Origin of the sequence: Actinoplanes sp. NPDC000266, from assembly GCF_042899005.1 — a bacterium.
Classification (GTDB): domain Bacteria; phylum Actinomycetota; class Actinomycetes; order Mycobacteriales; family Micromonosporaceae; genus Actinoplanes.
The window spans coordinates 1,079,376-1,103,726 of record NZ_JBIAZI010000001.1 but is presented as its reverse complement, the minus strand read 5'-3'; the positions used below and the strand labels follow the sequence as shown (position 1 = coordinate 1,103,726).

The 24,351-nt window shown below is 70.2% G+C and carries 22 protein-coding genes; 10 read left to right on the top strand and 12 right to left on the bottom strand.

Annotation, left to right across the window (positions count from 1 at the left end; translation table 11 throughout):
- Window positions 1-4 precede the first annotated feature (4 nt).
- Complete coding sequence (locus tag ACFY36_RS04525) at window positions 5-2,593, top strand: EAL domain-containing protein (RefSeq protein ID WP_499744484.1); 2,589 nt, start codon at window positions 5-7, stop codon at window positions 2,591-2,593.
- On the opposite strand, the gene ACFY36_RS04520 is transcribed toward ACFY36_RS04525, so the two are convergent.
- Window positions 2,584-3,405, bottom strand: coding sequence for an SDR family oxidoreductase (locus ACFY36_RS04520; RefSeq protein ID WP_499744483.1), 822 nt, complete (start codon window positions 3,403-3,405; stop codon window positions 2,584-2,586). The two genes, ACFY36_RS04525 and ACFY36_RS04520, sit on opposite strands and share 10 nt — an antisense overlap.
- 20 nt (window positions 3,406-3,425) lie before the next feature.
- Between ACFY36_RS04520 and ACFY36_RS04515 the strand changes: the two genes are divergently transcribed.
- Window positions 3,426-3,548: a hypothetical protein gene (locus ACFY36_RS04515; protein WP_499744482.1), complete on the top strand. Its 123-nt coding sequence runs from the start codon at window positions 3,426-3,428 to the stop codon at window positions 3,546-3,548.
- 17 nt (window positions 3,549-3,565) lie between these two features.
- Window positions 3,566-3,946: a hypothetical protein gene (locus ACFY36_RS04510; protein WP_499744481.1), complete on the top strand. Its 381-nt coding sequence runs from the start codon at window positions 3,566-3,568 to the stop codon at window positions 3,944-3,946.
- Here the strand turns inward: ACFY36_RS04510 and ACFY36_RS04505 are convergent.
- From ACFY36_RS04505 to ACFY36_RS04475, 7 genes are all read right to left on the bottom strand, one after another.
- Window positions 3,937-4,887: a maleylpyruvate isomerase family mycothiol-dependent enzyme gene (locus ACFY36_RS04505; RefSeq protein WP_499744480.1), complete on the bottom strand. Its 951-nt coding sequence runs from the start codon at window positions 4,885-4,887 to the stop codon at window positions 3,937-3,939. The two genes, ACFY36_RS04510 and ACFY36_RS04505, sit on opposite strands and share 10 nt — an antisense overlap.
- Entirely contained in the window at window positions 4,884-5,204 is a 321-nt protein-coding gene (locus tag ACFY36_RS04500) for an ArsR/SmtB family transcription factor (RefSeq protein ID WP_499744479.1), read from the bottom strand. The genes ACFY36_RS04505 and ACFY36_RS04500 overlap by 4 nt, the downstream gene beginning before the upstream one ends.
- A 22-nt stretch (window positions 5,205-5,226) precedes the next feature.
- Entirely contained in the window at window positions 5,227-6,717 is a 1,491-nt protein-coding gene (locus ACFY36_RS04495; protein WP_499744478.1) for a GMC family oxidoreductase, read from the bottom strand.
- Window positions 6,714-8,183 carry an aldehyde dehydrogenase family protein gene (locus tag ACFY36_RS04490; protein WP_499744477.1) on the bottom strand — a complete coding sequence of 490 codons (1,470 nt, stop codon included), beginning with the start codon at window positions 8,181-8,183 and terminating at the stop codon, window positions 6,714-6,716. Before ACFY36_RS04490 ends, ACFY36_RS04495 begins: the two co-directional genes overlap by 4 nt.
- A 5-nt stretch (window positions 8,184-8,188) precedes the next feature.
- Entirely contained in the window at window positions 8,189-9,589 is a 1,401-nt protein-coding gene (locus tag ACFY36_RS04485) for a purine-cytosine permease family protein (protein ID WP_499744476.1), read from the bottom strand.
- Window positions 9,590-9,783: 194 nt separating this feature from the next.
- The gene (locus ACFY36_RS04480; RefSeq protein ID WP_499744475.1) at window positions 9,784-10,701 is read right to left on the bottom strand and encodes a LysR family transcriptional regulator; all 918 of its coding nucleotides are present in this window, start codon (window positions 10,699-10,701) and stop codon (window positions 9,784-9,786) included.
- Between the two features lie 4 nt (window positions 10,702-10,705).
- Entirely contained in the window at window positions 10,706-11,296 is a 591-nt protein-coding gene (locus tag ACFY36_RS04475) for a TetR/AcrR family transcriptional regulator (protein ID WP_499744474.1), read from the bottom strand.
- A 141-nt stretch (window positions 11,297-11,437) separates the two neighbouring features.
- On the opposite strand from ACFY36_RS04475, the gene ACFY36_RS04470 reads away from it, so the two are divergent.
- The 7 genes from ACFY36_RS04470 (at window position 11,438) to ACFY36_RS04440 (ending at window position 20,466) form a co-directional block, all read left to right on the top strand.
- A complete protein-coding gene (locus ACFY36_RS04470) occupies window positions 11,438-13,114 on the top strand; it encodes an amidohydrolase (RefSeq protein WP_499744473.1) in 1,677 nt (558 codons plus the stop codon).
- A 9-nt stretch (window positions 13,115-13,123) separates the two neighbouring features.
- Complete coding sequence (locus tag ACFY36_RS04465) at window positions 13,124-14,626, top strand: APC family permease (RefSeq protein ID WP_499744472.1); 1,503 nt, start codon at window positions 13,124-13,126, stop codon at window positions 14,624-14,626.
- A 359-nt stretch (window positions 14,627-14,985) separates the two neighbouring features.
- Window positions 14,986-16,896, top strand: a complete 1,911-nt coding sequence (locus tag ACFY36_RS04460) for a primary-amine oxidase (protein WP_499744858.1) — start codon at window positions 14,986-14,988, stop codon at window positions 16,894-16,896.
- An 85-nt stretch (window positions 16,897-16,981) separates the two neighbouring features.
- Window positions 16,982-18,217, top strand: a complete 1,236-nt coding sequence (locus tag ACFY36_RS04455; protein WP_499744471.1) for a flavin-containing monooxygenase — start codon at window positions 16,982-16,984, stop codon at window positions 18,215-18,217.
- Window positions 18,214-18,645, top strand: a complete 432-nt coding sequence (locus ACFY36_RS04450; protein WP_499744470.1) for a RidA family protein — start codon at window positions 18,214-18,216, stop codon at window positions 18,643-18,645. The genes ACFY36_RS04455 and ACFY36_RS04450 overlap by 4 nt, the downstream gene beginning before the upstream one ends.
- Window positions 18,642-19,331 (top strand): DUF1028 domain-containing protein, encoded by a 690-nt coding sequence (locus ACFY36_RS04445; RefSeq protein ID WP_499744469.1) that lies wholly within the window; start codon window positions 18,642-18,644, stop codon window positions 19,329-19,331. The genes ACFY36_RS04450 and ACFY36_RS04445 overlap by 4 nt, the downstream gene beginning before the upstream one ends.
- Complete coding sequence (locus tag ACFY36_RS04440; protein ID WP_499744468.1) at window positions 19,324-20,466, top strand: amidohydrolase; 1,143 nt, start codon at window positions 19,324-19,326, stop codon at window positions 20,464-20,466. Before ACFY36_RS04445 ends, ACFY36_RS04440 begins: the two co-directional genes overlap by 8 nt.
- On the opposite strand, the gene ACFY36_RS04435 is transcribed toward ACFY36_RS04440, so the two are convergent.
- The 4 genes from ACFY36_RS04435 to ACFY36_RS04420 form a co-directional block, all read right to left on the bottom strand.
- The gene (locus ACFY36_RS04435; protein ID WP_499744467.1) at window positions 20,448-20,897 is read right to left on the bottom strand and encodes a SitI3 family protein; all 450 of its coding nucleotides are present in this window, start codon (window positions 20,895-20,897) and stop codon (window positions 20,448-20,450) included. The two genes, ACFY36_RS04440 and ACFY36_RS04435, sit on opposite strands and share 19 nt — an antisense overlap.
- Before the next feature lie 663 nt (window positions 20,898-21,560).
- Complete coding sequence (locus tag ACFY36_RS04430) at window positions 21,561-21,971, bottom strand: type II toxin-antitoxin system VapC family toxin (protein WP_499744466.1); 411 nt, start codon at window positions 21,969-21,971, stop codon at window positions 21,561-21,563.
- On the bottom strand, window positions 21,968-22,246 hold the full coding sequence (locus ACFY36_RS04425; RefSeq protein ID WP_499744465.1) for a type II toxin-antitoxin system Phd/YefM family antitoxin: 279 nt from the start codon (window positions 22,244-22,246) through the stop codon (window positions 21,968-21,970). Before ACFY36_RS04425 ends, ACFY36_RS04430 begins: the two co-directional genes overlap by 4 nt.
- A 32-nt stretch (window positions 22,247-22,278) precedes the next feature.
- Window positions 22,279-24,219 carry a galactose oxidase-like domain-containing protein gene (locus ACFY36_RS04420; protein ID WP_499744464.1) on the bottom strand — a complete coding sequence of 647 codons (1,941 nt, stop codon included), beginning with the start codon at window positions 24,217-24,219 and terminating at the stop codon, window positions 22,279-22,281.
- Between the last annotated feature and the right edge of the window lie 132 nt (window positions 24,220-24,351).

The following is a 24,351-nucleotide window of genomic DNA, read 5'->3' as shown; positions in this document are numbered from 1 at the left end:
CATCATGGCAGGCGGACCCCCTCTCCGGCTGATCGTGCCCGCGCTGCTGGCGACGGTCGCGCTGATCCACGCGTTCCTGCTGTTCCCGGCCCTGGCGGCGCTCCCGGTGGGCAGCCTGGCCGGTCTGCTGACCGCCGCCTCGGCCGCGACGGCGGTGGTGATGGCGCGGTCCGCCCTGTCCGGCCGGTCGGCCGGGCCACGCGCCCGGGCCCTGGCGCTGGCCGGCGGTCTCGGGCTCACCGCGCTGGCCGGCGCGGCCAGCGGCGTCGCCTCCGCCGTGGCGCCGCATGCGCTGGTCGACGGCGTCCCGCTGCCGGCCGAGATCCCGCTGGTCAGCCTCTTCTTCGTGGCCGCCCTCTATCTGCCGGCGATCCTGCGGCCACCACAGCAGCGCGCGGGGCTGGCCCGGCTGCGTACGGCCCTCGATGTCCTGGGGGTCTGGTCCTGCCTGATGTTCTCGGCCTGGCTGCTGCTGTTCAGCAACGGCGGCGAGCAGCGCGGCGCCACCATCACCGCGCTGATCTTCGGCGGCGGGGCGGCCACCACGGCCGGGGTCGCGGGCGTGCACGCCATCCGGCACCGGACCGCCCTGCTGTGGTGCGGACCGGCCGCCGCGCTGTCACTGCTCGGGCTGACCGCGCTCGTCATCGGCCTGGACTATCCGGCCGTGCCGAACGCGGCCATCGCGGCCGTCATCGCCGCCGTGGCGATCAACGTGGCCGGCGGCCTGCTCTGGTACGGCTCGGTGCGGCTCTCCCCCGACCTCGCGCCCATGCCGCCGCCCGGCAGCGAGCCGTCGGCGAGCTTTCCGCTGCTCACCGTCCCGATCCTCGGATCGGCCCTGATCACGGTCTATCACCTGCTCAACGGCGGCGGCGTCGACGCGCCGGCGATCATGCTGGGCGCGCTCGGGGTGGCGGCGGTGGCGGCCCGCGAGTTCGTGTCGGCGGTCGCCCTGCGCCGGCAGGCCGGCCACCTCACCGACCAGGGGAACCGGCTGCGCAGCCTGATGTTCGGGGCGACCGACGTGGCCATGGTCCTCGACGCCAACCTGGCCGTGCGCTGGCAGTCGCCGGCCTCGTTCCGCCAGTTCGAGCTCCCGCTCGGGCGCTCGGTGGCGCTGCTGATCGACCCCGTCCAGGTCGACGACGTCCACGCGACGCTGACCGCCCGCCTCGCCGACCCGGGCTCGGGCGACGTCATCGCGGTGCGGCTGCGCGACGGCTTCGGCCGGTGGCGGGAGACCGAGTGGACCACGAGCGGCGCCGACCCGGCCGAGCCCGGGCGCACCCTGGTCGTGCACATCCGCGACGTCAGCCAGGCCCGCGACCTGGAGCAGACGCTGCGCCAGGAGACCCACCTCGACCGGCAGACCGGCCTGGCCAACAGCGAGGGCCTGCTGCGCGCGGCCGAGCTGATCCCCGGCGCGGCGGCGATGATCGTCATCGAGCTGGGCGGGCTCACCGCCGTCGGCGACGTGCACGGGCGCGAGCTCGCCGAATCGGTGCTGGTCGAGGCGGCCCGCCGGCTGCGGACCGGCGTGCCGGCGGCCGACGTGCCGGCCCGGGTGGGCGAGTCACGCTTGGCGGTGCTGACGCATCATGGTGCCGTACGGGCCCAGCTGCTCGCCGGTCAGCTCGTGAACGCCCTGTCGGCGCCGTACACGGCGGCCGGCACGGTCTCGCACCTCTCGGCCTGGGCCGGTCTGGCCGACATGGCCGGTGACGAGCCGGCGGGCGAGGTGCTGCGGCGTTCCCAGCTGGCGCTGCGGTCCGTGCGCTCCGGCCCGCCCGGCGCCGTCGAATGGTACGAGGCCGAGATGGAGACCCGTCTGCTGCGCCGGTCCACCCTGGAGCAGGACCTGCCGGGCGCGGTCGTCGACCTCGACTTCCAGGTGATCGTGGACCTGCCCGGCCGCCGCCCGGCCGGCGTCGAGGTGGCGCCGGTGTGGCGGCACCCGACCGTCGGCCCGGTGCCCACCGGCGAGCTGCTGGCCCTGGCCGAGGAGCTGGGCGTCCTGTCCAAGATCGGCGACCACGTGCTGCGGACGTCGTGCCGGCTGCTGGCCGGCTGGCGCCGCCTGCACCCCGACCTGTGGCTGGCCGTCACCGTCCGCCCGCGTCAGCTGGCCGACCCGTCCTTCCAGGCAAGCCTGCACACGGCCCTGGAGTCGCACGGCCTGCCGCCGGCGGCCCTGGTCGTCGAGATCTCCGAGGACGACGTCCGCCAGCCCGGCGTCGACAAGGTGGCGGCGTCGCTGGGGCGGCTGCGAGCCGAGGGCGTCCGCACCGCCGTGCACGACTTCGGCACCGGGCCGACCTCGCTGAGCCGCCTCCGGATCCTCCCGGTCGACCTACTGAAGATCGACCACGTCTTCGACGAGCCGGCCGTCCTGGAGGTCGCCGTCACCGTGGGCCACCGGCTGGGCATGGACGTCATCGCCCACGGCGTGACCGACCGGGCCGACCTGGACACCGCCGAGACGGCCGGCTGCCGCCTGGCCCAGGGCGACCTGCTGGGCCGCCCCATGCCGGCCGAGCGCCTGGAGGCCTTGCTGGAGCGGCATCACGACGCCCAGCCGCGTCAGCCCTGAGCCTCGATGGACAGCGGCTGCCACTCGCGCCACTCGGCCAGGCGGGACTCGTAGTCGGCGGTGGCGATGGCCAGCGGCGCCTCGCCGAAGAACACGCGCAGCGGCGGCTTCTCGGCGTCGACGATCTTCAGGATGGCCGCGCCGGTCGCGGACGGGTCGCCCGGGTTGGCCACGCGCTTGCTGCGGGCCTCGGCTGCCTGGGCACGCACCTTCTCGTACGTCTCCGACTGCGTCGCGTGCCGCGCCGACGAACCACCCCAGTCGGTGCTGAAACCGCCCGGCTCCACCAGCGTCACCTTGATCCCGAAGAGCGCGACCTCCTGCGCCAGCGCCTGGCTGAACCCCTCGAGGGCCCACTTGGACGCGTTGTAGACGCCGATGTTGGCGAACGCCGAGATGCCACCGATCGACGACACCTGGATGATGTTGCCGCCACCGGCCTTGCGCAGGTACGGCAGCGCGCCCTGGGTCACCCACAGCGCCCCGAAGACGTTGGTCTCGAACTGCGCCCGGGCCTCCTGCTCGCTGATCTCCTCGATCATGCCGAACTGCCCGTACCCCGCGTTGTTGACGATCACGTCGAGCCGCCCGAAATGCTCGTCGGCCGTCGCGAGCGCGTCGAGCGCCGCCTGACGATCGGTCACGTCCAGCGTCAGCGGGAGCACGTTGTCGCCGTACCGCTGAACAAGGTCTTTCACAGAGCCGGCATCGCGGGCCGTGGCGGCGACCCGGTCGCCCCGCTCCAGCGCCGCCGACGCCCACTCCCGCCCGAAGCCCCGCGAGCTGCCGGTGATGAACCAGGTCCTGGCCATCGGTATGTCCCTTCCGCCGGTTGTCATCCCCACCCTACGACCGCGCCACCGGTGGGCAGGCGGACCAGGAAGGTGGTCCCGCCGTCTTCGGCCTCGCCCTCGGCGCCCTCGCGCTCAAGCGCACCGGCAGCAGCGGGGCCTGACCGCCTACCCTGTCGTGATGATCATCCGACTCGGCCCGGCGAAGCTGATCCTCATCGCCGCGGGGGCGACGGTAGCCGTACTCGCAATCCTCTGGGGTTTGTGGTTCTCGTTCCTGCTGCTGCTGGGCGGTGAAGGGTCGCTGCCGCCGAAGTCGCGGATCCCCGAGGTGCCGGCCGGCGCGACCGTCGCCGACCAGCGCGAGGCCTGCGGTTCCGGCGGATGCTGGTGGCGCCTGACCGTGACGCCCCCGCCCGGGCAGTCGCCGGCCGAGCTGGCCCGGACGATGGGCCTGGAGGAGGAGAAGACGCTGTCCCCGCGGCTCTTCGATCCCGGTTTCGTGCAGGTCGGAACCGAACTCCACGAGGACCAGCTCGTGATCTACGTGGGTTATCGCTGACGGGTTCGGCCGCTGAGGCGCAGGACGAGATCGCCCGCCGGCGCCTCGACCAGCACACCGTCCCCGCGTTCCCAGTCGAGGTCGGTGGCGCGCAGCCGCTGCCCCGTGGTGTCGACGCCGAAATGCTTGCCGTCGGCCAGCCCGTCGAGGACGAGGCGGGTGGCCTCGTCGCTCGCCGTGCGAGGCAGGCCGAGGGCGGCGGTGATGTCGAGGCCGTGGATGACCACGTGGCTGAGCGCCCCGGCCGCGCCGCCGCCGGGCGGCGCCCACCGGGCCATGGTGTCGCCACGCAGATCGGCCAGCAACGTCGCGAACGGAAGTTCGCCGTCGCGGCGGGCGACCTTCTCGGACAGCGCGTCGAAGTCGTAGCCCACCGACGCCAGCTCGGCCATGAACGCCGGCCCGTCGTAGCGGGCGGCCATCGTCATGTGCGCGACCACGTGGCGTACCTCCCAGCCCTCACACAGGGATGGCGCGGTCGGCGACTGCCCGGCCAGCGCCTCGGCGAGTGCCTGGAACTGCGGCCCGGCGAGCGCCTGGACCGCCACGTGCGCCGCGGCACGGTCGAGCGCGCTGCGCCAGCCGGCCCGCGCCTCGGGTGTCAGCATGTGCGGTGGTAGTCCCTGCTGGACGGTCACGACCTCGGTGGTGCCGTCGCCGCGGTCGGTGAAGGTGATCTCGGTGAGCACGCCGGAGCCGGCCTCGCGCCACGACAGGAACCGCGGCGGGTCGACGGCGACGTACACGGCACGCATCGTGTACGTCTCGCCGCTGCGGTCGTTCACCATCGTGGTCTCGAACGCGCCGCCCGGCCACAGGTCGACCACGATGTTCGGCAGCGGCGTGTGCGTGCCGTCCGGGCCCCAGAAATGGGTGAGATGCTCGGGCGTGGTCAGGCAGGCGAAGACCAGTTCGGCGGGCGCGTCGTGCACGTACCTCATCTCAGCCCCCGCAGGTGCTCGGCCAGGCGGTCGTGCCGGCCGGCCCACTCGGCCCGGCGGGCGTCGATCCAGGTCAGCATCTCGATCAGCCGCTCGACCTCGAGGCTGGCCGGCCGCGCCTGCGCCTGCTGTCGTCGCGTGACGAGCCCCGCGTCGGCCAGCACCTTGAGATGCCGCGAGACGGCCTGCTGGGTGAGGTCGAACGGCTCGGTCAGCTCCTTGACGGTGGCGTCGCCGGTGGCGAGCCGGGCCACGATCGCCACCCGGGTCGGGTCGGCCAGGGCCGCGAAGGTCCGGGCCAGAGTTGTCGCTTCCACAACCAGACCTTTGCACAACTAATCAGTTGTGTAAAGGCGCCCGGGTGATGAGGTCGGCGGCCCGTTCCGCCACGACCATGACCGTGCCGACCGGGTTGACGGCGGGAATGGCCGGGAACACCGACGCGTCGACCACGCGCAGGCCCTCGACGCCGAGGACGCGCAGGTCACCGTCGAGCACCGCGCCCATCCGGCAGGTGCCGGAGACGTGGTAGACGGTCTGGTGGGTCGCGCGCAGGGCCTCGGACAGATCCTCGTCGCTGACCACCGACGGGCCGGGGAAGACCTCACGGACCAGCCAGGAGCGGAACGGCTCCTGTTCGGCGATCTTCCGCGCGGCCCGGATGCCGGCGATCAGGATGCGCTCGTCGTGGCCCTCGGGGTCGGTGAAGTAGCCGTAGTCGATCTCCGGCGGGTCGGAGGGGTCGGCCGACGTGATGCGGACAGTGCCGCGGCTGGCCGGCCGGGCCACGTTCGGGGCGATCTGCACGATGTTCGCCGGCAGATCCACGCCGTAGGTCTCGGCGTGCACGGCCCAGGCCTCGACCGGGAAGTGCATGAGAACGTCGGGCCGGGTGAGATCGCCGTCGACGCTGACCATGCCGCCGGCGTCCCAGCCGCTCGCGCACTCGGCCGGCGGCCGCTTCACCGACTCCCACAGGATCAGGCCCTCGGCGTGGTCCATCAGGTTCTCGCCCACCGGCAGGTCGGCCACGACCGGCACCCCCGCGGTCTCCAGCACCTCGCGCGGCCCGATGCCCGAGAGCTGCAGCAGGCGAGCCGAGTCGATCGCCCCGGCACAGAGGATCACCTCGCGGGATGCCCGAAATGTCCCGGACGAGGTGTGCACGCCGGTCGCGCGGCCGTCTTCCAGGAGCACGCGAAGCGCCCGCACCCCGGTGTGCACGGTCAGATTCGGACGGGAGAGGGCCTCGTGCAGATAGTGAATCGACGTGGAACCCCGCACGTTGGTGGCCGGGTCGTAGCCGACCTCGAAGAACCCCACCCCTTCGGCCCGCGCGTCGAGCCGCCCGTCGTTCCACTGCTCCTGCACGGGCACGTCCAGCGCCTTGGCGGCGGCGGCGACCACGTCGGCCACGTAGGCGTTCTGATCGGCCGGAGCCACCGGAGAGATCGGGATCTGGAGCTTGTCGTAGTACGGCAGGACCGCCTCGGGCTCCCACCCGGTCGCGCCCAGCGACACCCATTCGCGCAGGTCGGAGGCGAGCGGCCGCCACGTGATCATCGTGTTGGCCGTCGAGCAGCCGCCGAGGATCCGCATCCGCGCCTGCCGGATGTCGCTGTTGCCGCGCGCCTGCGGGACGCTGCGGTAGTCGAGGTCGTACTGGCCCTCGAGCATCTCGGCCCAGCGCCGGATCGACCGCGCCCGCGGCTCGCCGACGTCCGACGGCCCCCATTCGAGCAGCGTGACGCTGACCGACGGGTCCTCGGAGAGGCGGGCGGCGAGCAGCGATCCGGCCGTGCCGCCGCCGACGATCAGATAGTCGGTCATCGGTAGTTCACCCAGGTGGTCTTGAGCGCCGTGAACTTGTCCAGCGCGTGGAGCGAGAGGTCGCGGCCGAAGCCGCTCTGCCCGAAGCCGCCGAACGGCGTGGTGACGTCGAGCGCGTCGACCGTGTTCACCGAGACCGTGCCCGCGCGCAGCCGCCCGGCGACGCGATGGGCCCGCGAGAGGCTGTCCGACCACACCGAGGCGGCCAGCCCGTAGATCGAGTCGTTGGCCATCGCCACCGCCTCGTCCTCGCTGTCGAAGGCCTGCACCGCGAGCACCGGCCCGAAGACTTCCTCCCGGGAGAGACGGCTCTCCGGACCAACTTCGAAGATCGAGGGATTGACGTACGCCTTCGTGGGCGCCCCTTCGAGGGGACCGCCCGGCAGGATCGCGCGCCCTTCGGCGTGCCCGACTTCGACGTACGAGAGAACCCGCGCCGCTTGGGCGTCACTGACCAGCGGCCCCATCGTGGTCGCCTCGTCGAGAGGATCGCCTTGCCGGATTTGCCGGGCTTTCTCGGTTATCTTCGCGATCAGTTCATCGGCGACCGGGCGCGCCACCAGCAACCGTGAGTTCGCCGAGCAGACCTGGCCGGCGTTGGTGAAGATGCCGAAGCACACCCCGGCCGCGACCGCGTCCAGGTCGGCGGCGTCGGCGAAGACCACGTTCGCGCTCTTGCCGCCGCACTCCAGCCAGACCTGCTTCATGTTCGACTGACCGGCGTACTGGAGGAACAACTTGCCCACCGGCGTCGACCCGGTGAAGGTCACCGCGTCCACGTCCGGGTGCAGCCCGAGCGCCTTGCCGGCCTCCGGCCCCAGACCGGGAACGACATTGAGTACGCCCTCCGGCAGCCCCGCCTCCACGGCCAGTTCGGCCAGCCGCAGCACCGACAGCGGCGACTCCTCGGCCGGCTTCAGCACCACCGCGTTGCCCGCCGCGAGGGCCGGCGCGACCTTCCAGATCGCCATCTCGAGCGGATAGTTCCACGGCACGACCGCCGCCACCACGCCCAGCGGCTCCCGTGTGACCAGCGCCAGATCACCTCGCCCGGTCGGGGCGATCTCCCCGTACGCCTTGTCGATCGTCTCGGCGTACCACTGAAGAATCGCCGCCGATCCGGGCACGTCGATGGTCGAGGTGTCGCTGATCAGCTTGCCGGCGTCCAGACTGTCCAGCAGCGCCAGCTCGTCCGCGTTCTCCCTGATCAGCGTGGCGAGCCGCAGCAGAACGGCCTTCCGCTCGCCGGGAGAGGTGGCCGCCCATCGGGGGAAGGCGCGCCGGGCCGCCGCGACGGCCCGGTCCACGTCCTGTTCGCCGCACGCGGCCACCTCGGCCAGCACCACGCCGGTGGCCGGGTTGACCGAGGGGATCCGGCGCCCGTCGGCCGCCGGCACCGATTTGCCGTCGATGAAGGCGTCGGAGCGGGGTTCGACGGTACGGGCGAGAGCGTGCCAGTCAGTCATGGAAATCAGGCCTCCTGTACGGCCACCGCGGGCGCGGCGTTGGTGCTGGTGCGCTTCATCAGCACGTAGTAGAGCGGGCAGATCACGGCCAGGCCGACGATCCACGAGATGTCGACGCCGCCGAGGCGGGACGCGATCGGGCCCGTGTAGATCGTGGTGCTCAGGAACGGGATCTGAACGAGGATGCCGGCCACATAGCAGCCGATGGCGACGGCGTTGAACCGGCCGTAGACGCCGCCGTCGCGCTCGAAGAGCGACTTGATGTCGTACTTGCCGTGCTTGAGGTAGTAGTAGTCGACCAGGTTGACCGCGGTCCACGGCACCAGCACGCACATCAGCAGCAGCATGAAGTTGGTGAAGTTGACCAGGAAGTTGTCCTTGCCGGCCAGCGCCATCACCATCGCCACCGCGAACAGGGCGATCGAGATGACCGTGCGGGCCGACGCGCCCGGCTTCCAGCGCGGGAAGATCGTCTGCCCGACCGTGATCGAGGAGAGCGCGCCGCAGTACAGGTTCATGCCGTTGCTGACCGCGATGCAGAGCCCGAAGATGGCCACCACCAGCGCGCCGACGCCCGAGGTGAGGTGGCCGAGGCCGGTCACCGAGTCTTCCTCGGGGAAGGCCGCGCCGACGAAGACGCCCAGGATCATGGTGAGCAGCGAGCCGAAGACCGCGCCCGACCAGGTGGCCCAGAAGGCAGGCCGCACGCCGGTGTCGCGGGGCATGTAGCGGCTGTAGTCCGAGACGTACGGGGCGTACGCGATCTGCCAGAGAGCCGCCAGCGACAGCACCCCGAAGAAGCCCATCCAGCTGAACGAACCGCTCGACGCGACACCCGAGGGCAGGCCGTTGATGCCGAGCGCCCAGATGAAGGCGATGACCAGCGCGCCGCCGGCCACGACGCTCATCAGGCCGCCGAGCATGTGCAGGAAGCGGTAGCCGAGCAGCGGCCCGAGGACGCTGATGGCGCCCATGAGCACGATCGACGGCGTCTCGGGCAGGCCGGTGACGCTGGCCAGGGCCTGGCCGCCGAGCACCATGTTCGAGGCGAAGAAGCCGACGTACATCAGGATCACGATGACGACGACGAGCAGGCTGCCGTACGACCCGAACTGTGCCCGGGTCTGCAACATCTGCGGCACGCCCATCTGCGGGCCCTGCGCCGCGTGCAGCGCCATGACCACGCCGCCGACCAGGTTGCCGATGGCCAGGGCGACGACAGCGGCCCAGATCGGCAGGCCGTAGACGGCGGTCGCGACGGCGCCGGTGGCCACCGTGAGCAGCATGATGTTGGCGCCGAACCAGATGGTGAAGAGGCTGCGCGCGGTGCCGTGGCGCTCGGTCACCGGAATGTGCTCGATGGTGTGCGACTCGACCTGGAGCGTCGAGGCGTTCTGTCCGTCCATGGCGTCTCCTGGCAGGCCGTGGGGTGTGACCTGCACTATCAAACGTGCGTGGTCCATCGGACAAACATTTGTAATCGCTGCCTTGCATCTGATTTCCCGATGCAACGCTTTCCCGGCATCAGCCGGTAACGGTCCGGTAATCGTCGACGCCCGCCGGTGACGCTGTGATGTCCGGGCCATCGGCTCAGCCGATGCTATGCATCGGAATTTCGCCGGTAGGCGTCTTTCGCCATGCTGACGAAGGCCCGGGCCCGGTGCGTCAGCCGTACGCCCTTCATCCAGGCCACCACGATCTCGAGGGGCTCGACCTCGTCGCGGAGGCGGAGCGCGACCACGGGACGGCCGTCGTAGGTGTTGTCGCCGGCCGGGCGCTGGTTGAGCAGGGCGTAGCCGCGGCCGTGGGCGACCAGGGCCCGTACGGTCTCGAAACCGGTCGTGCGATGCCGGATCACCGGGGCGATGCCCGTGCGCGCGATGAGCGCCTCGAAGTAGGCGCCGCTGTGCGGCAGGTCGAGCAGGATCATCGGCTCCACCGCGAGCTCGGCCAGCGACACCTCCCCGCGCGCGGCCAGCCGGTGGCCGGCGGCGACGATCGCGTACGGCGGCGACGCGTCGATCACCTCGCGGTCGATGTCCTCGGCGAGGTCGTAGCCGTACGAGACGGCCACCTCGCACTCGCCGGCCCGCAGCGCCCGCTGGAGGGTGGCGTGCTCGGCCTCCAGCACGTCGATGCGCACCTGCGGATAGGCCTCCTCGTAGCGGGTGAGCAGGCCGGGCAGCCGGAACGGGGCCAGCGTGGAGAAGCAGCCCACGGTGAGGTCGCCGACCAGGCCCTGCCCGGCGTTGCGGGCCGACTCGGCCAGCTCGACGGAATGGGCCAGGAAGCTGCGCAGCTCCCGGTGGAACGCCTTGCCGGCCGCGGTCAAAGTGAGGCCGCGGGCGTGGTGGCGCAACAGCAGCTGCACCTTGAGCTCCTTCTCGAGCTGGGCGACCGCGGTCGAGACGGCGGACTGCGAGACCCGGAGCTCCTTGGCGGCGGCGGTCATGCTGCCCAGCTCGGCCGCGGCCGCGAAGTAGCGCAGCTGGAGGAACGTGTAGGCGGGGTCGGCCATGTGCTCAGCCCTTCAGTTCGCGGCCGGTGGCCATGCTCAGATAGGCCAGGATGTTCGCGACCGCCCCGGCGGCGGTCACGTGCGCGTTGCGGCCGACGATGTGCAGGCCGTACGCGTCCTCCAGCGCCACCGCGTTGGAGGCCACCGTGGCCGAGGCGGCGGCGTCGAGCCCGAGCGCGCGCAGAACCTGCTGGTAGAGGGAGACCTCGCGGTCGTAGAGCGCGGTCATCAGCACGGCGTGGGTGCGGTTGCGGGCGGCGTGCACGTGCAGCTCGTAGAGGACCCGGCAGGTCGGATCGTCGGCACTGGCCGGCATGCCGGCCCGCACGAGGGCGGTGAGCTGGGCGGCGGGCTCGTCGGAAGCCTCGATGGCGGCCAGCCGCTGCCAGTAGAACCGGTCGACGGCGTCCTGGTGAACGTCGGCCAGCAGGTCGTCGAAATCGCCGTAGTAGTAACTGACCGAACCCGGCGACAGCCCCGCCTCCCGTGCGACATCCTTGATCCGGAGACCGGCGAGGCCGCGCTCGACGATGGCCCGCTGCGCCGCGGCGACGATCTCACCCCGCCGGGCGGTCTGCTCCTTGGGCCTGGCCACGCACTCCCCCACCTGCGCTCATGCGCTTTTTTGATGCTGAGCATAGAAAAATCATTCTCGCTGATTCACCAGTTTGAAACGGAGTTGAGGCAGGGTCAACCGCCATAGTTTGAGATGCAGCGCAAAGAATGGAGGCAGCCGGTGACCGCAGCCGACTGGATCTTTCACGGCGGCGCCATCCACACCATGGCCGGCCCCATGACCGACGCCGTGGCCGTGCGGGACGGCGTGATCGTCGCGCTCGGCGACGTGCGCTCCTGGCTGGGCCCGCGCACCGAGGTCGTGAACCTCGACGGCGGCGCGCTGCTGCCCGGTTTCCAGGACGCCCACGTGCACCCGCTGCCGGCCGGCCTCCAGCTCACCGGCTGCGACCTGTCCGGGGTGCACAGCCTGGCCGACTACCGAGCGCTGATCGCCGCTCACGTCGCCGGCGCATCGCCCACGCCGAACCTTCGCGGTGGCGCTTCACCCACCTCGGATCCGCGCGGGGGCGCATGGGTGCTGGGGTCAGGCTGGTACGGCGACGTCTTTCCGGGCGGGTTTCCCGATCGGCACGAGCTCGACCGGCTGATCCCGGACCGGCCCGCGGCCTTCCTGAGCCACGACGCGCACGGGGTGTGGGTCAACTCGGTGGCACTTGCTCGCGCCGGCATCGACCGCGACACGCCCGACCCGCACGCCGGGGTCATCCACCGCGACGCCGCCGGCGAGCCGACCGGGATGCTCAGCGACGCGGCCGCCGACCTCGTGTTGCGGCTGGTGCCCGCGCCCGATCGCGCGGCCCAGGAGCAGGCGTTGCGCACCGCGCAGAGCTATCTGCACCGACTCGGCGTCACCGGCTGGCAGGACGCGGCGATCGGGGCGGTTCTCGGCGGGCCCGACCCGTACGACACATATCGGGCGGCCGAGGCCGCCGGCTGGCTGACGGCCAAGGTGACCGGGGCGCTGTGGTGGGACCGGGACGCCGGCCTCGAGCAGATCGAGCGGCACCTGGCCCGGCGGCACGAGACGGCCGGCAAGAAATTTCGTACGACCGCAATCAAAATCATGCAGGACGGGGTCTGCGAGAACCTCACGGCGGCGGTCCTCAGCCCGTACGCCAATGTGCCGCACACCCACGGCCTCAGCTTCATCGAACCCGAGGCCCTGGCCGAGGTCGTCAGGCGCCTCGGCGCCGAGCGTTTCGACGTGCACCTGCACGCGGTCGGCGACCGGGCGGTCCGCGAATGCCTCGACGCGATCGAGGCGTCGGACCGCGCGTGGGACCACCGGCACCAGATCGCGCACATCGACCTCATCGACCCGGCCGATGTAGTCCGTTTCAGCCTCCTGAAAGTGATCGCCAACCTTCAGCCGCTGTGGGCCCGGCGCGATCCGGTGCTGGTCGAGACGAAGCTGCCCTACCTGACAGCGGCCCAGCAGGAGATGCACTTCGCTTTCGGCACCCTGGCCGCGGCCGGCGCGCCGATCGCGCTGGGCTCGGACTGGCCCGTCTCCAGCCCCGACCCGCTGTGGGGCCTGCACACCGCGGTCAACCGGACCGCGCCGGCGGCCGACCCGCACGCCCAGGACGTACGGGCTCAGACCGAACCGCTCCTGTCCGGCGAACGCCTTGCTCTTTCAGCGGCCTTGCAGGCGTACACGATCGGCGCGGCCCGGGCGAGTCGCCGCGACGACACCACCGGCTCCATCGAGTTCGGCAAGGCCGCCGACCTCGTCGTGCTCGACGCCGACCCGTACGCGGTCCCGGCGTCGTCCCTCTCCGCGATCCGCGTCCGCAGCACCTTCGCCGACGGCGTTGCCGTCCACCACATATAGGGGCCACTCATGGACACGTCCACCAGCCTGGCGCGGGAGCAGACCAGTCTGCTGCACCGCAGCCTCGGCACCTTCGACATCATCTTCCTGATGATCGCCGCGGTCGTCGGCCTGGAAACCCTCGGGCAGGTCTCGACGTACGGGGCGGAGGCGTTCACCTGGGCGCTCGTGCTCGCGGTGACGTTCCTGATCCCGTACGGCCTGATCTTCGCCGAGGTCGGCTCGACCTTCCGGGAGGAGGGCGGGGCGTACATCTGGGTCCGTATGGCCTTCGGGCGTGGCGCCGCCGCGATCGCGGCCCTGCTCACCTGGGTCACCCAGCCGGTCTGGGTGGGCGGGTCGATGGCGTTCCTGGCCGCCGAGACGTTCAGCGGGCACCTGGCCGAACTGAAGTCCGGATCGTTCGCGGACTACGCCTTCAAGCTGATCTTCATCTGGATCACGGTGGCGGCCGCGATCATCAGCCTCCGGCGCGGCAAGTGGCTGCCGACGATCGGGGCCATCGCCAAGGTGGCGCTGCTGGTCTTCTTCGTCTTCACGACGATCGTCTACGCGGTGAAGAACGGCGTCGCCGGCCTCTCGGCCGGCGACTTCAACCCCACGCTGGCCGGCCTGTTCGGCTCGGTGCCGGTGCTGTTGTTCGCGTTCCTGGGCTTCGAATCGTCGAGCAGCGCGGCCGGCGAGATGAAGAACCCGGCCCGCGACGTCCCGATCTCGATCTTCCGCTCGTCCGCGATCGCCGCCGCCTGCTACCTGATCCCGATCCTGGCCATCCTGCTGGTCATCCCGGCCGACCAGATCACCGGCATCGGCGGCCTGCTCGACGCGGTGGGCACGGTCTACTCGGTGTACGGCGGCGCCGCCGACACCATGCTCACCCTGACGTCGATCGTGCTCATCTTCATCCTGGCCAGCCAGGGCGCCGCCTGGATGATCGTCTCCGACCGCATGCAGGCAATGGCGGCCGCCGACGGGTCATTCTTCGGCGGCTTCTTCGGCAAGTTCTCCGCTTCATTGGGTACGCCGGTACGCGTCAACATGCTCTCCGGCGTGGTGGCCACGGTCTTCCTGCTGGCCTCGATGCAGATCACCGGCGACAACGCGGCCGTCTTCGGCGTGGTCCTGACCATCTCGATCTCGACGTTCCTGCTGAGCTACCTGTTGGTCATTCCCGCCGCCATCAAGCTCCGCAAGGTGGACGCCCCACGCCCGTACCGCGTCCCGGTCTCCGACCGCGGCTTCGCCGTGCTGGGCGCCCTGTGCTTCGCCTGGATCCTGCTCGGCTCGTGGGTGGCGGTCTTCCCGGGCACCTTGGAGTCCCTCTTCAACATCGACTATTCGTTCACCGACATCTGGGGCGTGAGCCAGACCCGCTTCGAGGTCTTCACCTTGGGCACCCTGATCGTCCTCCTGATCCTCGGCGTAGTCGGCTACCTGCGAGGCGCCCGCGTCCGCTCCGCCTCCTCAGCCGCCGCACCCACCCCGGCCGACAAAGAAGGAACCCCCGCATGACCTCCCTCCCCTCGACTTCACCGTCCCCCGACCGCCCGGCCTCACCCGCCCCGGCCCCGCAACCACCCTTCCCACCCGCCTCACAATCCGCCGGCTCCCCCACTCCCGGAACGCAATCCGAAGCGCCAGCCGCTTCACATTGCGCCAGCTCCCCCATTCCCAGAACGCAATCCTCGGCGCCACCCGCCCCGGCCCCACGCTCGCCCGCGAGCGCCTCGCCATCTCTGCAGCCTTTGGCGGCCCCCACCCTCTCGCCTCACCTCCGAACGGCGGCAGGAACGGGAGCGGGGAGAGGAGTGGAACCGGCGACCGGGACAGCAACGAGAACCGGAACGGCGGCGGAGCCGGATTCGGCGCGGATCGCCGCGCCGGCGAGCGCCACCCACCCGCTTGATCGGCTCACCGCTGAGGAGATCTCCCTCAACCGCGCCATCCTCGACAAAAACGGATTTGTCACGGCGAGCACCCGCTTTCCTCTTGTCATGCTGGCGGAGCCGTCCAAGAGCGCGGTGCTGGCCGGGACGGTTGACGACCGGCGGGTCAGCACGGTTCTGCTCGACCGGGCCACCGGTGAAGTGCGGGACGTTCTCGTCTCCCTTGTCAGTGAGAGCGTTCTCAGCGAGCGCGTCGTCGACGTCGTCGCCGAGGGGCAGCCGCCGATCATGGGTGAGGAGTTCCAACTCGTCGAGGAGATCCTCTGGAGGAACGCTCTGTGGAACTCGGCCATGGCCCGGCGCGGGCTCACCGAGCCACGGCGGGTGCGGATCTCCGCGCTCAGCGCCGGCGTCTTCGACATCCCCGGCGAACAGGGGCGGCGCCTTGTCCGGTGCCTGGCCTTCCAACAACTCGACGACGACGACAATGTCTGGGCTCATCCCATCGACGGCGTCGTCGCCTACGTCGATCTGATCACCGGTGAGGTGGTCGAGCTCATCGACGACGGCGTCTTCCCGATCCCCTCCGAGGCCGCCGACTTCCACCTGCCCCAGGCCGAGCGCACCACCCAGAAACCCTTGCACATCACGCAGCCCGACGGCGCCAGCTTCACCGTCGACGGCAACGTCGTCACCTGGGAGAAGTGGCAGTTCCGGATCGGCTTCGACCAGGTCGAAGGCCTTACTCTGCACCAGATCGGCTTCGAGGACGGCGGCCGCGTCCGGCCCATCATCTACCGGGCTTCCGTGGCCGAGATGGTCGTTCCCTACGGCGATCCCTCGCCCGTCCGGTTCTGGCAGAACTACTTCGACGCCGGCGAGTACTCCCTCGGCAAGGAGGCCAACGCTCTCACGCTCGGCTGCGACTGCCTCGGCGAGATCTTCTACTTCGACGCCACGATCGCGGACGACCACGGGCATCCCCGGCGGCTGCCGAACGCGATCTGCATGCACGAGGAGGACTACGGCCTGCTCTGGAAGCACACCGACATGTACAACCGGTCGTCGTCGGTGCGCCGCCAGCGGCGGCTGGTCATCTCGTTCTTCATCACTGTCGGCAACTATGACTACGGCTTCTACTGGTACCTCTACCTCGACGGCACGATCGAGCTGGAGTGCAAGGCGACCGGCGTGGTCTTCGCCTCGGCGTACCCGGGTGAGGGCTATCCGTGGGCCAGCGAGGTCGCCCCGGGGGTCGGCGCGCCGTACCACCAGCATCTTTTCTCGGCCCGGCTGGACATGATGGTCGACGGGGCCGGCAACGCGGTCGACGAGGTGGATGCCGTCCGTGTGCCCGTGTCGGACGTCAACCCGTACGGCAATGCCTTCACCCGCCGCTCGACCAGGCTGACCACCGAGCGCACCGCCGCCCGGCTGGCCGACGGGAGTGTGGGCCGCACCTGGCACATATCCAATCCGTCGGTCCGCAACGGGCTGGGGCAGCCGGTCGCCTACGCGCTGCATCCGGAGGGGCAGCCGACGCTGCTCGCCGATCCCTCGTCGTCGATCGCGCGCCGTGCCGCCTTCACGACCAAGCATCTGTGGGTGACGGCGCAGGACGACACCGAGCGTTATCCGTCGGGCCGCTTCGTCAACCAGAACGCGGGCACGACCGGCATCGACACGTGGATGAAGCAGGATCGCGACATCGACGGCCGGGACATCGTCGTGTGGCACACGTTCGGGCTGACGCACTTCCCGCGGCCCGAGGACTGGCCGATCATGCCGGTCGACTATGCCGGGTTCGTACTGAAGCCCGCAGGATTTTTCGACCGCAATCCCGCCCTCGACACGCCGGCGCCGCGCGCCGCCCAGGACTCCTGCTGCCATAACTAAATCAGATGCAATGGAGCAACAACATCTGTTGGACAGAATCAGCGACGCGGGCGACGATTTCCGCAGCACGAAATGGGGAGGTCGGATGCAAGAGGTAGAAGTCCTCGTCGTCGGGGCGGGGCAGGCCGGCGTGGCGATCAGCGAGCACCTGGGCGACCGCGGCGTGCCGCACCTCGTCCTCGAGCGGCACCGCATCGCCGAGCGCTGGCGCTCGGAGCGGTGGGACTCGCTGGTGGCCAACGGCCCGGCCTGGCACGACCGCTTCCCCGGCCTCGAGTTCGCCGACATCTCGCCCGACGGATTCGCCGGCAAGGATCAGGTCGCCGACTACTTCACGGCATACGCGGAGAAGATCAACGCCCCGATCAAAACCGGGGTGGAAGTTCTTTCAGTACGCCGTCACGCCAACCGCCCGGGTTTCCGTGTCGACACGTCCGACGGCCCCGTCGACGCGCGCTATGTCGTCGCCGCCACCGGGCCGTTCCAGCGCCCGGTGATCCCGCCGATCGTGCCCGACGCGGCCGGGCCGGTGCAGATCCACTCGAACGCCTACCGCAACCCGGCCCAGCTGCCGGAGGGCGCCGTGCTCGTGGTCGGCGCCGGCTCGTCGGGCGTGCAGATCGCCGACGAGCTGCGCCGTTCGGGCCGCGCCGTCCACCTCTCGGTCGGCCCGCACGACCGGCCGCCGCGCAGCTACCGCGGCCGCGATTTCTGCTGGTGGCTCGGCGTGTTGCAGAAGTGGGACGCCGAAACGCCGCCGCAGGGCGCCGAGCACGTCACCATCGCGGTGAGCGGGGCCCGGGGCGGGCACACCGTCGACTTCCGCGAGCTCGCCGCGAGCGGCATCACCCTCGTGGGCATGACGCAGTCGTACGCCGACGGGAAGTTGACTTTCGCGGACGACCTCGAGCGGAACATCGCCCACGGCGACGCGAACTATCTGGCGCTTCTGGACGAGGCCGACGCGTACGTCGTACGCAATGGTCTCGATCTGCCGGAAGAGCCGGAGGCCCGGGTCCTGGGGCCGGCGCCCGAGGCCACAGTGGACGAACTCGATCTGACCGGAATCGCCGCCATCGTCTGGGCGACCGGCTACGCCGCCGACTACGGCTGGCTCCAGGTCGGCGCCTTCGACGAGAACGGCAAACCGCGGCACCGGCGCGGCGTGTCGTCCGAGCCGGGGGTGTACTTCCTCGGCCTGCCGTGGCTGTCGCGGCGCGGCTCCAGCTTCATCTGGGGCGTCTGGCACGACGCCCGGCACGTGGCCGACCACATCATGACCCAGCGCGGTTACCTCGCCTATTCGGAGACAGCACAGTGAATCCTCCTATCGTCGCCGGCGGGCACACCCGGATCCGCCCGTTCAACACGCGCGACACGTACCCGGAGCAGAAGCTCGACAACGACCTGTGCCAGGCCGTCGTCGCCGGCAACACGGTCTACGTGCGCGGCCAGATCGGCCAGAACCTCGACACGAGCGAGTCGGTCGGCGTCGGCGACGTCGAAGCACAGACCGAGCAGGCCATGACGAACATCGCCATGCTCCTGCAAGAATCCGGCGCGAAAATGGAACACCTGGTCAAGCTGACGATCTACATCGTGGACCCGCGCTACCGGGAGACGGTGTACCGGACGATCGGCCGCTGGACCAGGGGCGTGCACCCCATCTCCACCGGCCTGGTCGTCTCCGGCCTGGCCCGCCCCGAGTGGCTGGTCGAGATCGACGCGATCGCGGTCATCCCGTCATGACGTTCTCGATCCTGGCCACCGACGGCGCCGGCGCGATCGGCATGGCCGTCACGTCGTCGAGCCCCGCCGTGGCCGCGCGGTGTGTCCACCTGCGCCCCGGCGTCGGCGGCGCCGCGTCCCAGAACGTGACCGATCCGCGCCTGGGCGCCGCGCTGCTCGATGCCTTGTCAGCTGGTTCCAGCGCTTGCGAAGCCCTGAACAAGATCACGCGCCCGCGCGTGTCGCCCTCGGGCCCGGCCGACCTGATCGAGTTCCGTCAGCTCACGGTCCTCACACCCGACGGTAAGGGAGCGGCCTTCTCCGGCGCCGACACGCTCGGCGTTCATCACCACCGCGTCGGCCCCGGCGTCGTGGCCGCGGGCAACATGCTCGCCGGCACCGACGTCATCGACGCGGTGGTCGAGGGCTTCGCCGCCGCGCCGGGCCAGCTGGAGGAGCGCCTCCTGGCGGCACTGAAGGCCGGCCTGTCGGCCGGAGGCGAGGCCGGGCCGCTGCATTCGGCCGGGCTCGCGGTGGTACGCCAGGTGGCGTGGCGCGAGACGGACCTGCGGGTCGACTGGTCCGGCTCCCCCGTCGACGACCTGGCCGCGCTCCTCGATCTGTGGCTCCCGCAGCGCGACGACTACGTGACGCGCGGCCTCGATCCGACCGCGGCTCCCTCGTACGGCGTACCCGGCGATGAGTAAGCAAACGGCGGCCGCGACCATCGCGGACCTGGCGCCCACCCTCATCGACCTGTCGGAGCGCCTGCACGCCAACCCGGAGACCGCCTGGGAGGAGCATCGGGCGGCCCGCTGGGTGCCGGCCCCGTTGGAGGAGCACGGTTTCACCGTCACCCCCGCCTACCTCGGCCTGGAGACGGCTTTTCTGGCGACGTACGGAAATGGCCCGTTCCGCCTTGGCCTGTGCGCCGAATACGACGCCCTGCCCGGCTTGGGCCACGCCTGCGGCCACAACCTCATCTCGGCCATCACGGTGGGCGCCGCGCTGGCCCTGGCCCCGCTGGCCGACGAGTACGGCCTCACGATCGAGGTCTACGGCACCCCGGCCGAGGAGGGCGGCGGCGGCAAGATCGAGCTTCTGGAGCGGGGCGCCTTCGCCGGCCTGGACCTGGCGATGATGGCCCATCCCGCTCCGGTCGACGTGGCCGAGGCCGAGCCGTTCGCCGTGTCCCACTCCCACGTGGCGTACCACGGCAAAGCAGCACACGCCGCCGCCTACCCCGCGCAGGGCGTGAACGCGGCCGACGCTTTCACCATCGCCCAGGTGGCGATCGGCCTGCTACGCCAGCAACTTCCCCACTCGGTCCGGGTCCACGGCATCATGACGAACGGCGGCGAGGCCCCCAACGCCATTCCCGCCAAGACCGAGGGCCGGTGGTACGTCCGAGCCTCCACCCTGGCCGAGTTGGCCGACACCGAGGAGAAGGTCTGGCGCTGCTTCGAGGCGGGTGCCTTGGCCACCGGCGCCACTTTGGACATCACCCCGGAGAGCAAGCCGTACGCGGAGTTCCGCACTTTCGAGCCCGCGCTGGCCGCCTACCGCCGGAACGCCACCGCCGTGGGCCGCGTCTTCGATACGAATTCCCCGGCCCGCCACATGAACCGGGCCTCCACCGACATGGGCAACGTCTCGCAGGTGGTTCCGGCCATTCACCCCTACATAGGAATCAACTCCCTGCCGGCCCTCAACCACCAGCCGGAGTTTGCCGCCGCCTGCACAGGCCCCCACGCCGAGAAGGCCTTGCTCGACGCGGCCACCGCCCTCGCCTGGACCGCCCTCGACACCGTTGGAGGTCGCGGTCAAGCTGAGATCAGTTGATCGGCGGCCGGATAGCGCTTCCACCACGAGTCGCGGCGGTGTTTCACGATTTCGCCGTCGCGGCGGGCGAACAGGAGGACGTCGCCGTTGAAGTCGAATGTCGCGTCTTCGGTCCCGGTCTCCAGCAGTCGGCGCACCACGATCAGCACTTTGGTCACCGTGTCACGGGAGTCCGCGAACTTGTCCATGCGGAAGCTCACGCGGACGTACGAATCCGGCTCCCACTCCCACGACCCGTCGTCGGTCTGGAGGTCGAGGTAGCCGTGTCGGCCGGCGAGGATCGATACCCCAAATCCGTACTTCTCCAGGTGATCCCTGGCCAGTAGCGGAGCAACCCCGGTGGGGCGCTCGTCTGCCTCAGGGAAGGCGCGAGCCGCCACCTGATTGACGGGCGTATCCCCAGCGAGGGTCAGTCGGTATTCGAGGGCCATGGCAGCACTTCCATAGGTCGGTAGGGCGGAAGATCGACCTGCACTCGGTCCAGATGCCGCGCACGGCCTTGTCGGGATTGACGGGCGAATAGCAGTCGAACACGCGCCCCTCGACGAGGTAATCCGGATCCTTGTTGGAGTTTCCGACGTCGCCGGTCTCGCGACGGGACAGTGCGACGTCGGCCTTCGACGGGTTCTGGCGAATTCGGTAACCCCGATCGGCGAGGATCACGGCCGCCGAATTCTCCATCTCCAGAGACCGGCGAACCGTGGCGTCCTGATCCGGATCGATCGGAGTGCGGTTGCCCTCGGGAACGCCGTGCCGCAAGCCGGCCTGAGCGGTGCGCAGATCTTCGGTCAGCGACCCAGGTGCGGCGGCCCCTTCCTCGGGGCGACGTCCGCCCGTGCCGCCATCGGCTGTCGAGCGACCCGCCAGCAAGATCTCCGCGACAAGGTCTTCCTCACCGAGAACGCTATCGGTGTGCGACCCGCCGTGCGGCCTCGCCCGCGCTTCATCCGGCCGGCCGCCGTCTCGGCCGTGTCCTCTGCTCCTGGGGGGCATCCCACCCGACCGCCCATCACTGGTCCGCCGTCTGCTGCCCGACGGCCGCCATCGTACGAAGCGGTCACCACGCCACCCTGGAAGCCGCTTGGGGACGAAGGTCAGTCCTGCCCGGGGCTGGCCACAGGCAGGCCGGCAGTCTTGGCGCTGTCAAGAAGCCGCCGGTCATACGACACGAAGGCCGTGAGCGTCACCCCAGCCTCGTTGGTGAGAATTTGAGCCGTTGCCAGGTGGATCGCATCGAGACTGCGCAGCATGGGCTCCGCAAACGCCGCAGCGGTGGCACGGACAGTGCTGTCGATCTCCATGCGGAAGAGCCGCCCGACAGCGGCGGGCACGCCGATCAGGGCCTGCGGGGCCGACCGGCGGAGAGCTCTCGGCACCTCGACTTCAACCAGGGCGGAAGAGACCAGTGGGACATCCTGATGCTCGTTGAGCCAAGAAACCAGGTCGGCGCTGCATGCCTCCTGCCGTACCAACTTGACCACGGCAGCGGAGTCGAGGTAGATCACCAGCGCTCCTCGTCGCGCATCGAAGCCAGGTCTGCCGCCACGTCCACGTCGGCGTCGCCGAGCTGGGGCGGAAGCGGAACAGGCCCTGTGCTCACCGGCGCCGTAGCTCTTCCCGCCGAGACCAGCTTGGCCAGCGTCGACATCTCGTCGCTCACAGGGACCAGCCGGGCGACCGGGCGACCACGATCGGTGATTTCGATGCTCTCACCACCGCTTACCCGGGCCAGGACCTGGCTCGTGTTCTGATTCAGTTCGCGAACGCCGATGCTGTCCATGCGACGATTGTAGAACATAGTGTTCTACCTAGCTACCACGTCCACTTCTGCAGGGTGGCTCCCGTGCACGTGACTATCTGGATCTGGGCTCGCTCGGCCGATGAGCCCGCGGCCAGGCACAGGGTGGTCTTGGCGACCGGGCGGATCGTCTTGTCGGCGTTGAACTGCCAGGTCTGGGCCGGGGTGCCGTTGCAGGTGTAGATGAAGATGCGCTGGCCCGTCACGAACTGCTGGCCGGGTACGTCCAGGCAGTTGCCCAGGACCCTCAGGGACCTGTCGTTCGGGAGGCGGGTCATCGCCTGTGCCCTGGTGCCGTTGCAGGTGTAGGTCTGCATGTACGTCTTGAGGGTCAGCGATGAGCCCGGCAGGTCGAGGCAGCGGCCGGTGTCGTTCTTCACCTGGCTCATCAACGGGTTGGGGCCCTTGGCCACCTGGACCATCTTCGCCACCGACGGGACGCCGTTGGCGTCGACTATGAAGAGCATGTAGTAGCCGGGTGGGGCCACGCCTCCGTTCGGTGGACCGGTCACCGTCAAGGACGTACCGGAAACCGTGTATTTCAACGGGATGTAGCGCTGGCCCTGGTCGACGCTGTGGGTCACGTCGCCCAGGCCGACCAGGCCCACCTTGCGGATGGCGGCCGCCTGCGGGGTCGTGACCGTGAAGGCGGCGCCGATGCCCACGGTGGCCGGCGCGGCCGAGATGGCCGGGCGTGATGCCAGCTCGCCGGAGCCGTCCTTCTTGTAGAGGTAGGGCGGCGTGAAGTATTCGATGTTCTTCTCGAGATATCCGGCGGCCATGCAGGCTCCGCAGACGCCGCCGCCGCCCGTCATGACACGGCCGTCGGGGAGCAGGGCGGCCGTCGAGTGGTACTGGCGGATGCGGCTCGCGGCGGCCAGCACCGACCACTGGCCGGTCGCCGGGTCCCAGCGTTCGGCCGTCGTCACCGCGTTGGGCAGGTCGACGTTGAGGTTCGTCCCGGCGCTCGTCATGCCGCCCGTGGCCAGGACCGAGCCGTCGGCGAGCAGGGTGGCGTTCAGCTGGCGGCGGCCGGTGGACAGGGAACCGGTCGGCGTGGTCGCCGGGAACATGGTAGCGCCGGTGCTCATCACCACCGCCGTCTTCGTGGGGACGTTGGCCTGGCCGCCCTCGGTCATGTTGCCGCCGCCGACGACGACGGTCTTGCCGATGTCGTACGTCGCGAAGCTCGCGTAGTCGCGGAACATGCCGTCGCGGTTGCCGGTGGCCGTGACGATGCCGATGCCGGCCGTGTTGACCGTCCAGCCCGTCGTGTATGGGCCGATGATCCCGAGTTGTGTGTCGGGGCGTGAACCCATGAAGGGGTAGAGACGGGAACTGTACTTGGTGAATCCGGAAAGGGCGCGAATGGTGCCGTTCGCCTGATAGACCTCACTCACCGTGGGGCCGCCTCCGACGATGACGTGCTCACCGTTGGCGGTCTCGGCCAGTGACGGGTACCACCGGGCCCCGGCCATGTCTTTGCCGCGGGTCCACGTTTCGTTCTGCCAGTCGAAGACATAGGTGTGCACGGTGCCGTCCAACTGCGCGTTCGCATTTCCGCCGGCGACGAGGATATTGCCGTTCGCGAGATGGGCGAAACCGGCGCAGAAGATGTTCGAGCCCTGCAGATCGACGCGTTTGTACGTGTCGTCGGCCGGATTCCAGACCATCGCGCGGGTGAAGCTGTGGTCGGGGTACGACTCGCTCGAGTTGTCGCCGACCGAGTCCCAGACCAGCAACTTCCCGTTCGGCAGCACGGCCGTGAACACCGGCACGACGGCCGTCTCGAGCACCGCGCCCCACGACCCGGACAGTCCGGGGTCGGCCGCGACGTTCGCCTTTCTGGTCGCCGTTCCGGGCCGCACCCCGGTCGACCGCTGGATGCGGGCCGCGTTTTCGGCGGTCTGCCGCTCGATGACGCTCATCGGCGTTCCGGCCAGATCCTCGGCCATATGTTCCGTCGAATCGTCATGGGCGTGCGCATGCGAATGCACATCGGCACGGACGTGTCCAGAAGCGGGTGTCACGTGAAATGTGAATGTACCCAAGAGGACCAACACGGAGAAAACAGCGAGACGCCCACG

Coding starts and splice junctions, on each gene's coding strand:
- ACFY36_RS04510 (WP_499744481.1), top strand. CDS start 3,566: ATGATCATCCGACTCGGCCCGGCGAAGCTGATCCTCATCGCCGCGGGG.
- ACFY36_RS04520 (WP_499744483.1), bottom strand. CDS start 3,405: ATGGCCAGGACCTGGTTCATCACCGGCAGCTCGCGGGGCTTCGGGCGG.
- ACFY36_RS04440 (WP_499744468.1), top strand. CDS start 19,324: ATGAGTAAGCAAACGGCGGCCGCGACCATCGCGGACCTGGCGCCCACC.
- ACFY36_RS04505 (WP_499744480.1), bottom strand. CDS start 4,887: ATGAGGTACGTGCACGACGCGCCCGCCGAACTGGTCTTCGCCTGCCTG.
- ACFY36_RS04495 (WP_499744478.1), bottom strand. CDS start 6,717: ATGACCGACTATCTGATCGTCGGCGGCGGCACGGCCGGATCGCTGCTC.
- ACFY36_RS04490 (WP_499744477.1), bottom strand. CDS start 8,183: ATGACTGACTGGCACGCTCTCGCCCGTACCGTCGAACCCCGCTCCGAC.
- ACFY36_RS04465 (WP_499744472.1), top strand. CDS start 13,124: ATGGACACGTCCACCAGCCTGGCGCGGGAGCAGACCAGTCTGCTGCAC.
- ACFY36_RS04485 (WP_499744476.1), bottom strand. CDS start 9,589: ATGGACGGACAGAACGCCTCGACGCTCCAGGTCGAGTCGCACACCATC.
- ACFY36_RS04445 (WP_499744469.1), top strand. CDS start 18,642: ATGACGTTCTCGATCCTGGCCACCGACGGCGCCGGCGCGATCGGCATG.
- ACFY36_RS04420 (WP_499744464.1), bottom strand. CDS start 24,219: ATGGCCGAGGATCTGGCCGGAACGCCGATGAGCGTCATCGAGCGGCAG.
- ACFY36_RS04435 (WP_499744467.1), bottom strand. CDS start 20,897: ATGGCCCTCGAATACCGACTGACCCTCGCTGGGGATACGCCCGTCAAT.
- ACFY36_RS04455 (WP_499744471.1), top strand. CDS start 16,982: ATGCAAGAGGTAGAAGTCCTCGTCGTCGGGGCGGGGCAGGCCGGCGTG.
- ACFY36_RS04480 (WP_499744475.1), bottom strand. CDS start 10,701: ATGGCCGACCCCGCCTACACGTTCCTCCAGCTGCGCTACTTCGCGGCC.
- ACFY36_RS04425 (WP_499744465.1), bottom strand. CDS start 22,246: ATGGACAGCATCGGCGTTCGCGAACTGAATCAGAACACGAGCCAGGTC.
- ACFY36_RS04525 (WP_499744484.1), top strand. CDS start 5: ATGGCAGGCGGACCCCCTCTCCGGCTGATCGTGCCCGCGCTGCTGGCG.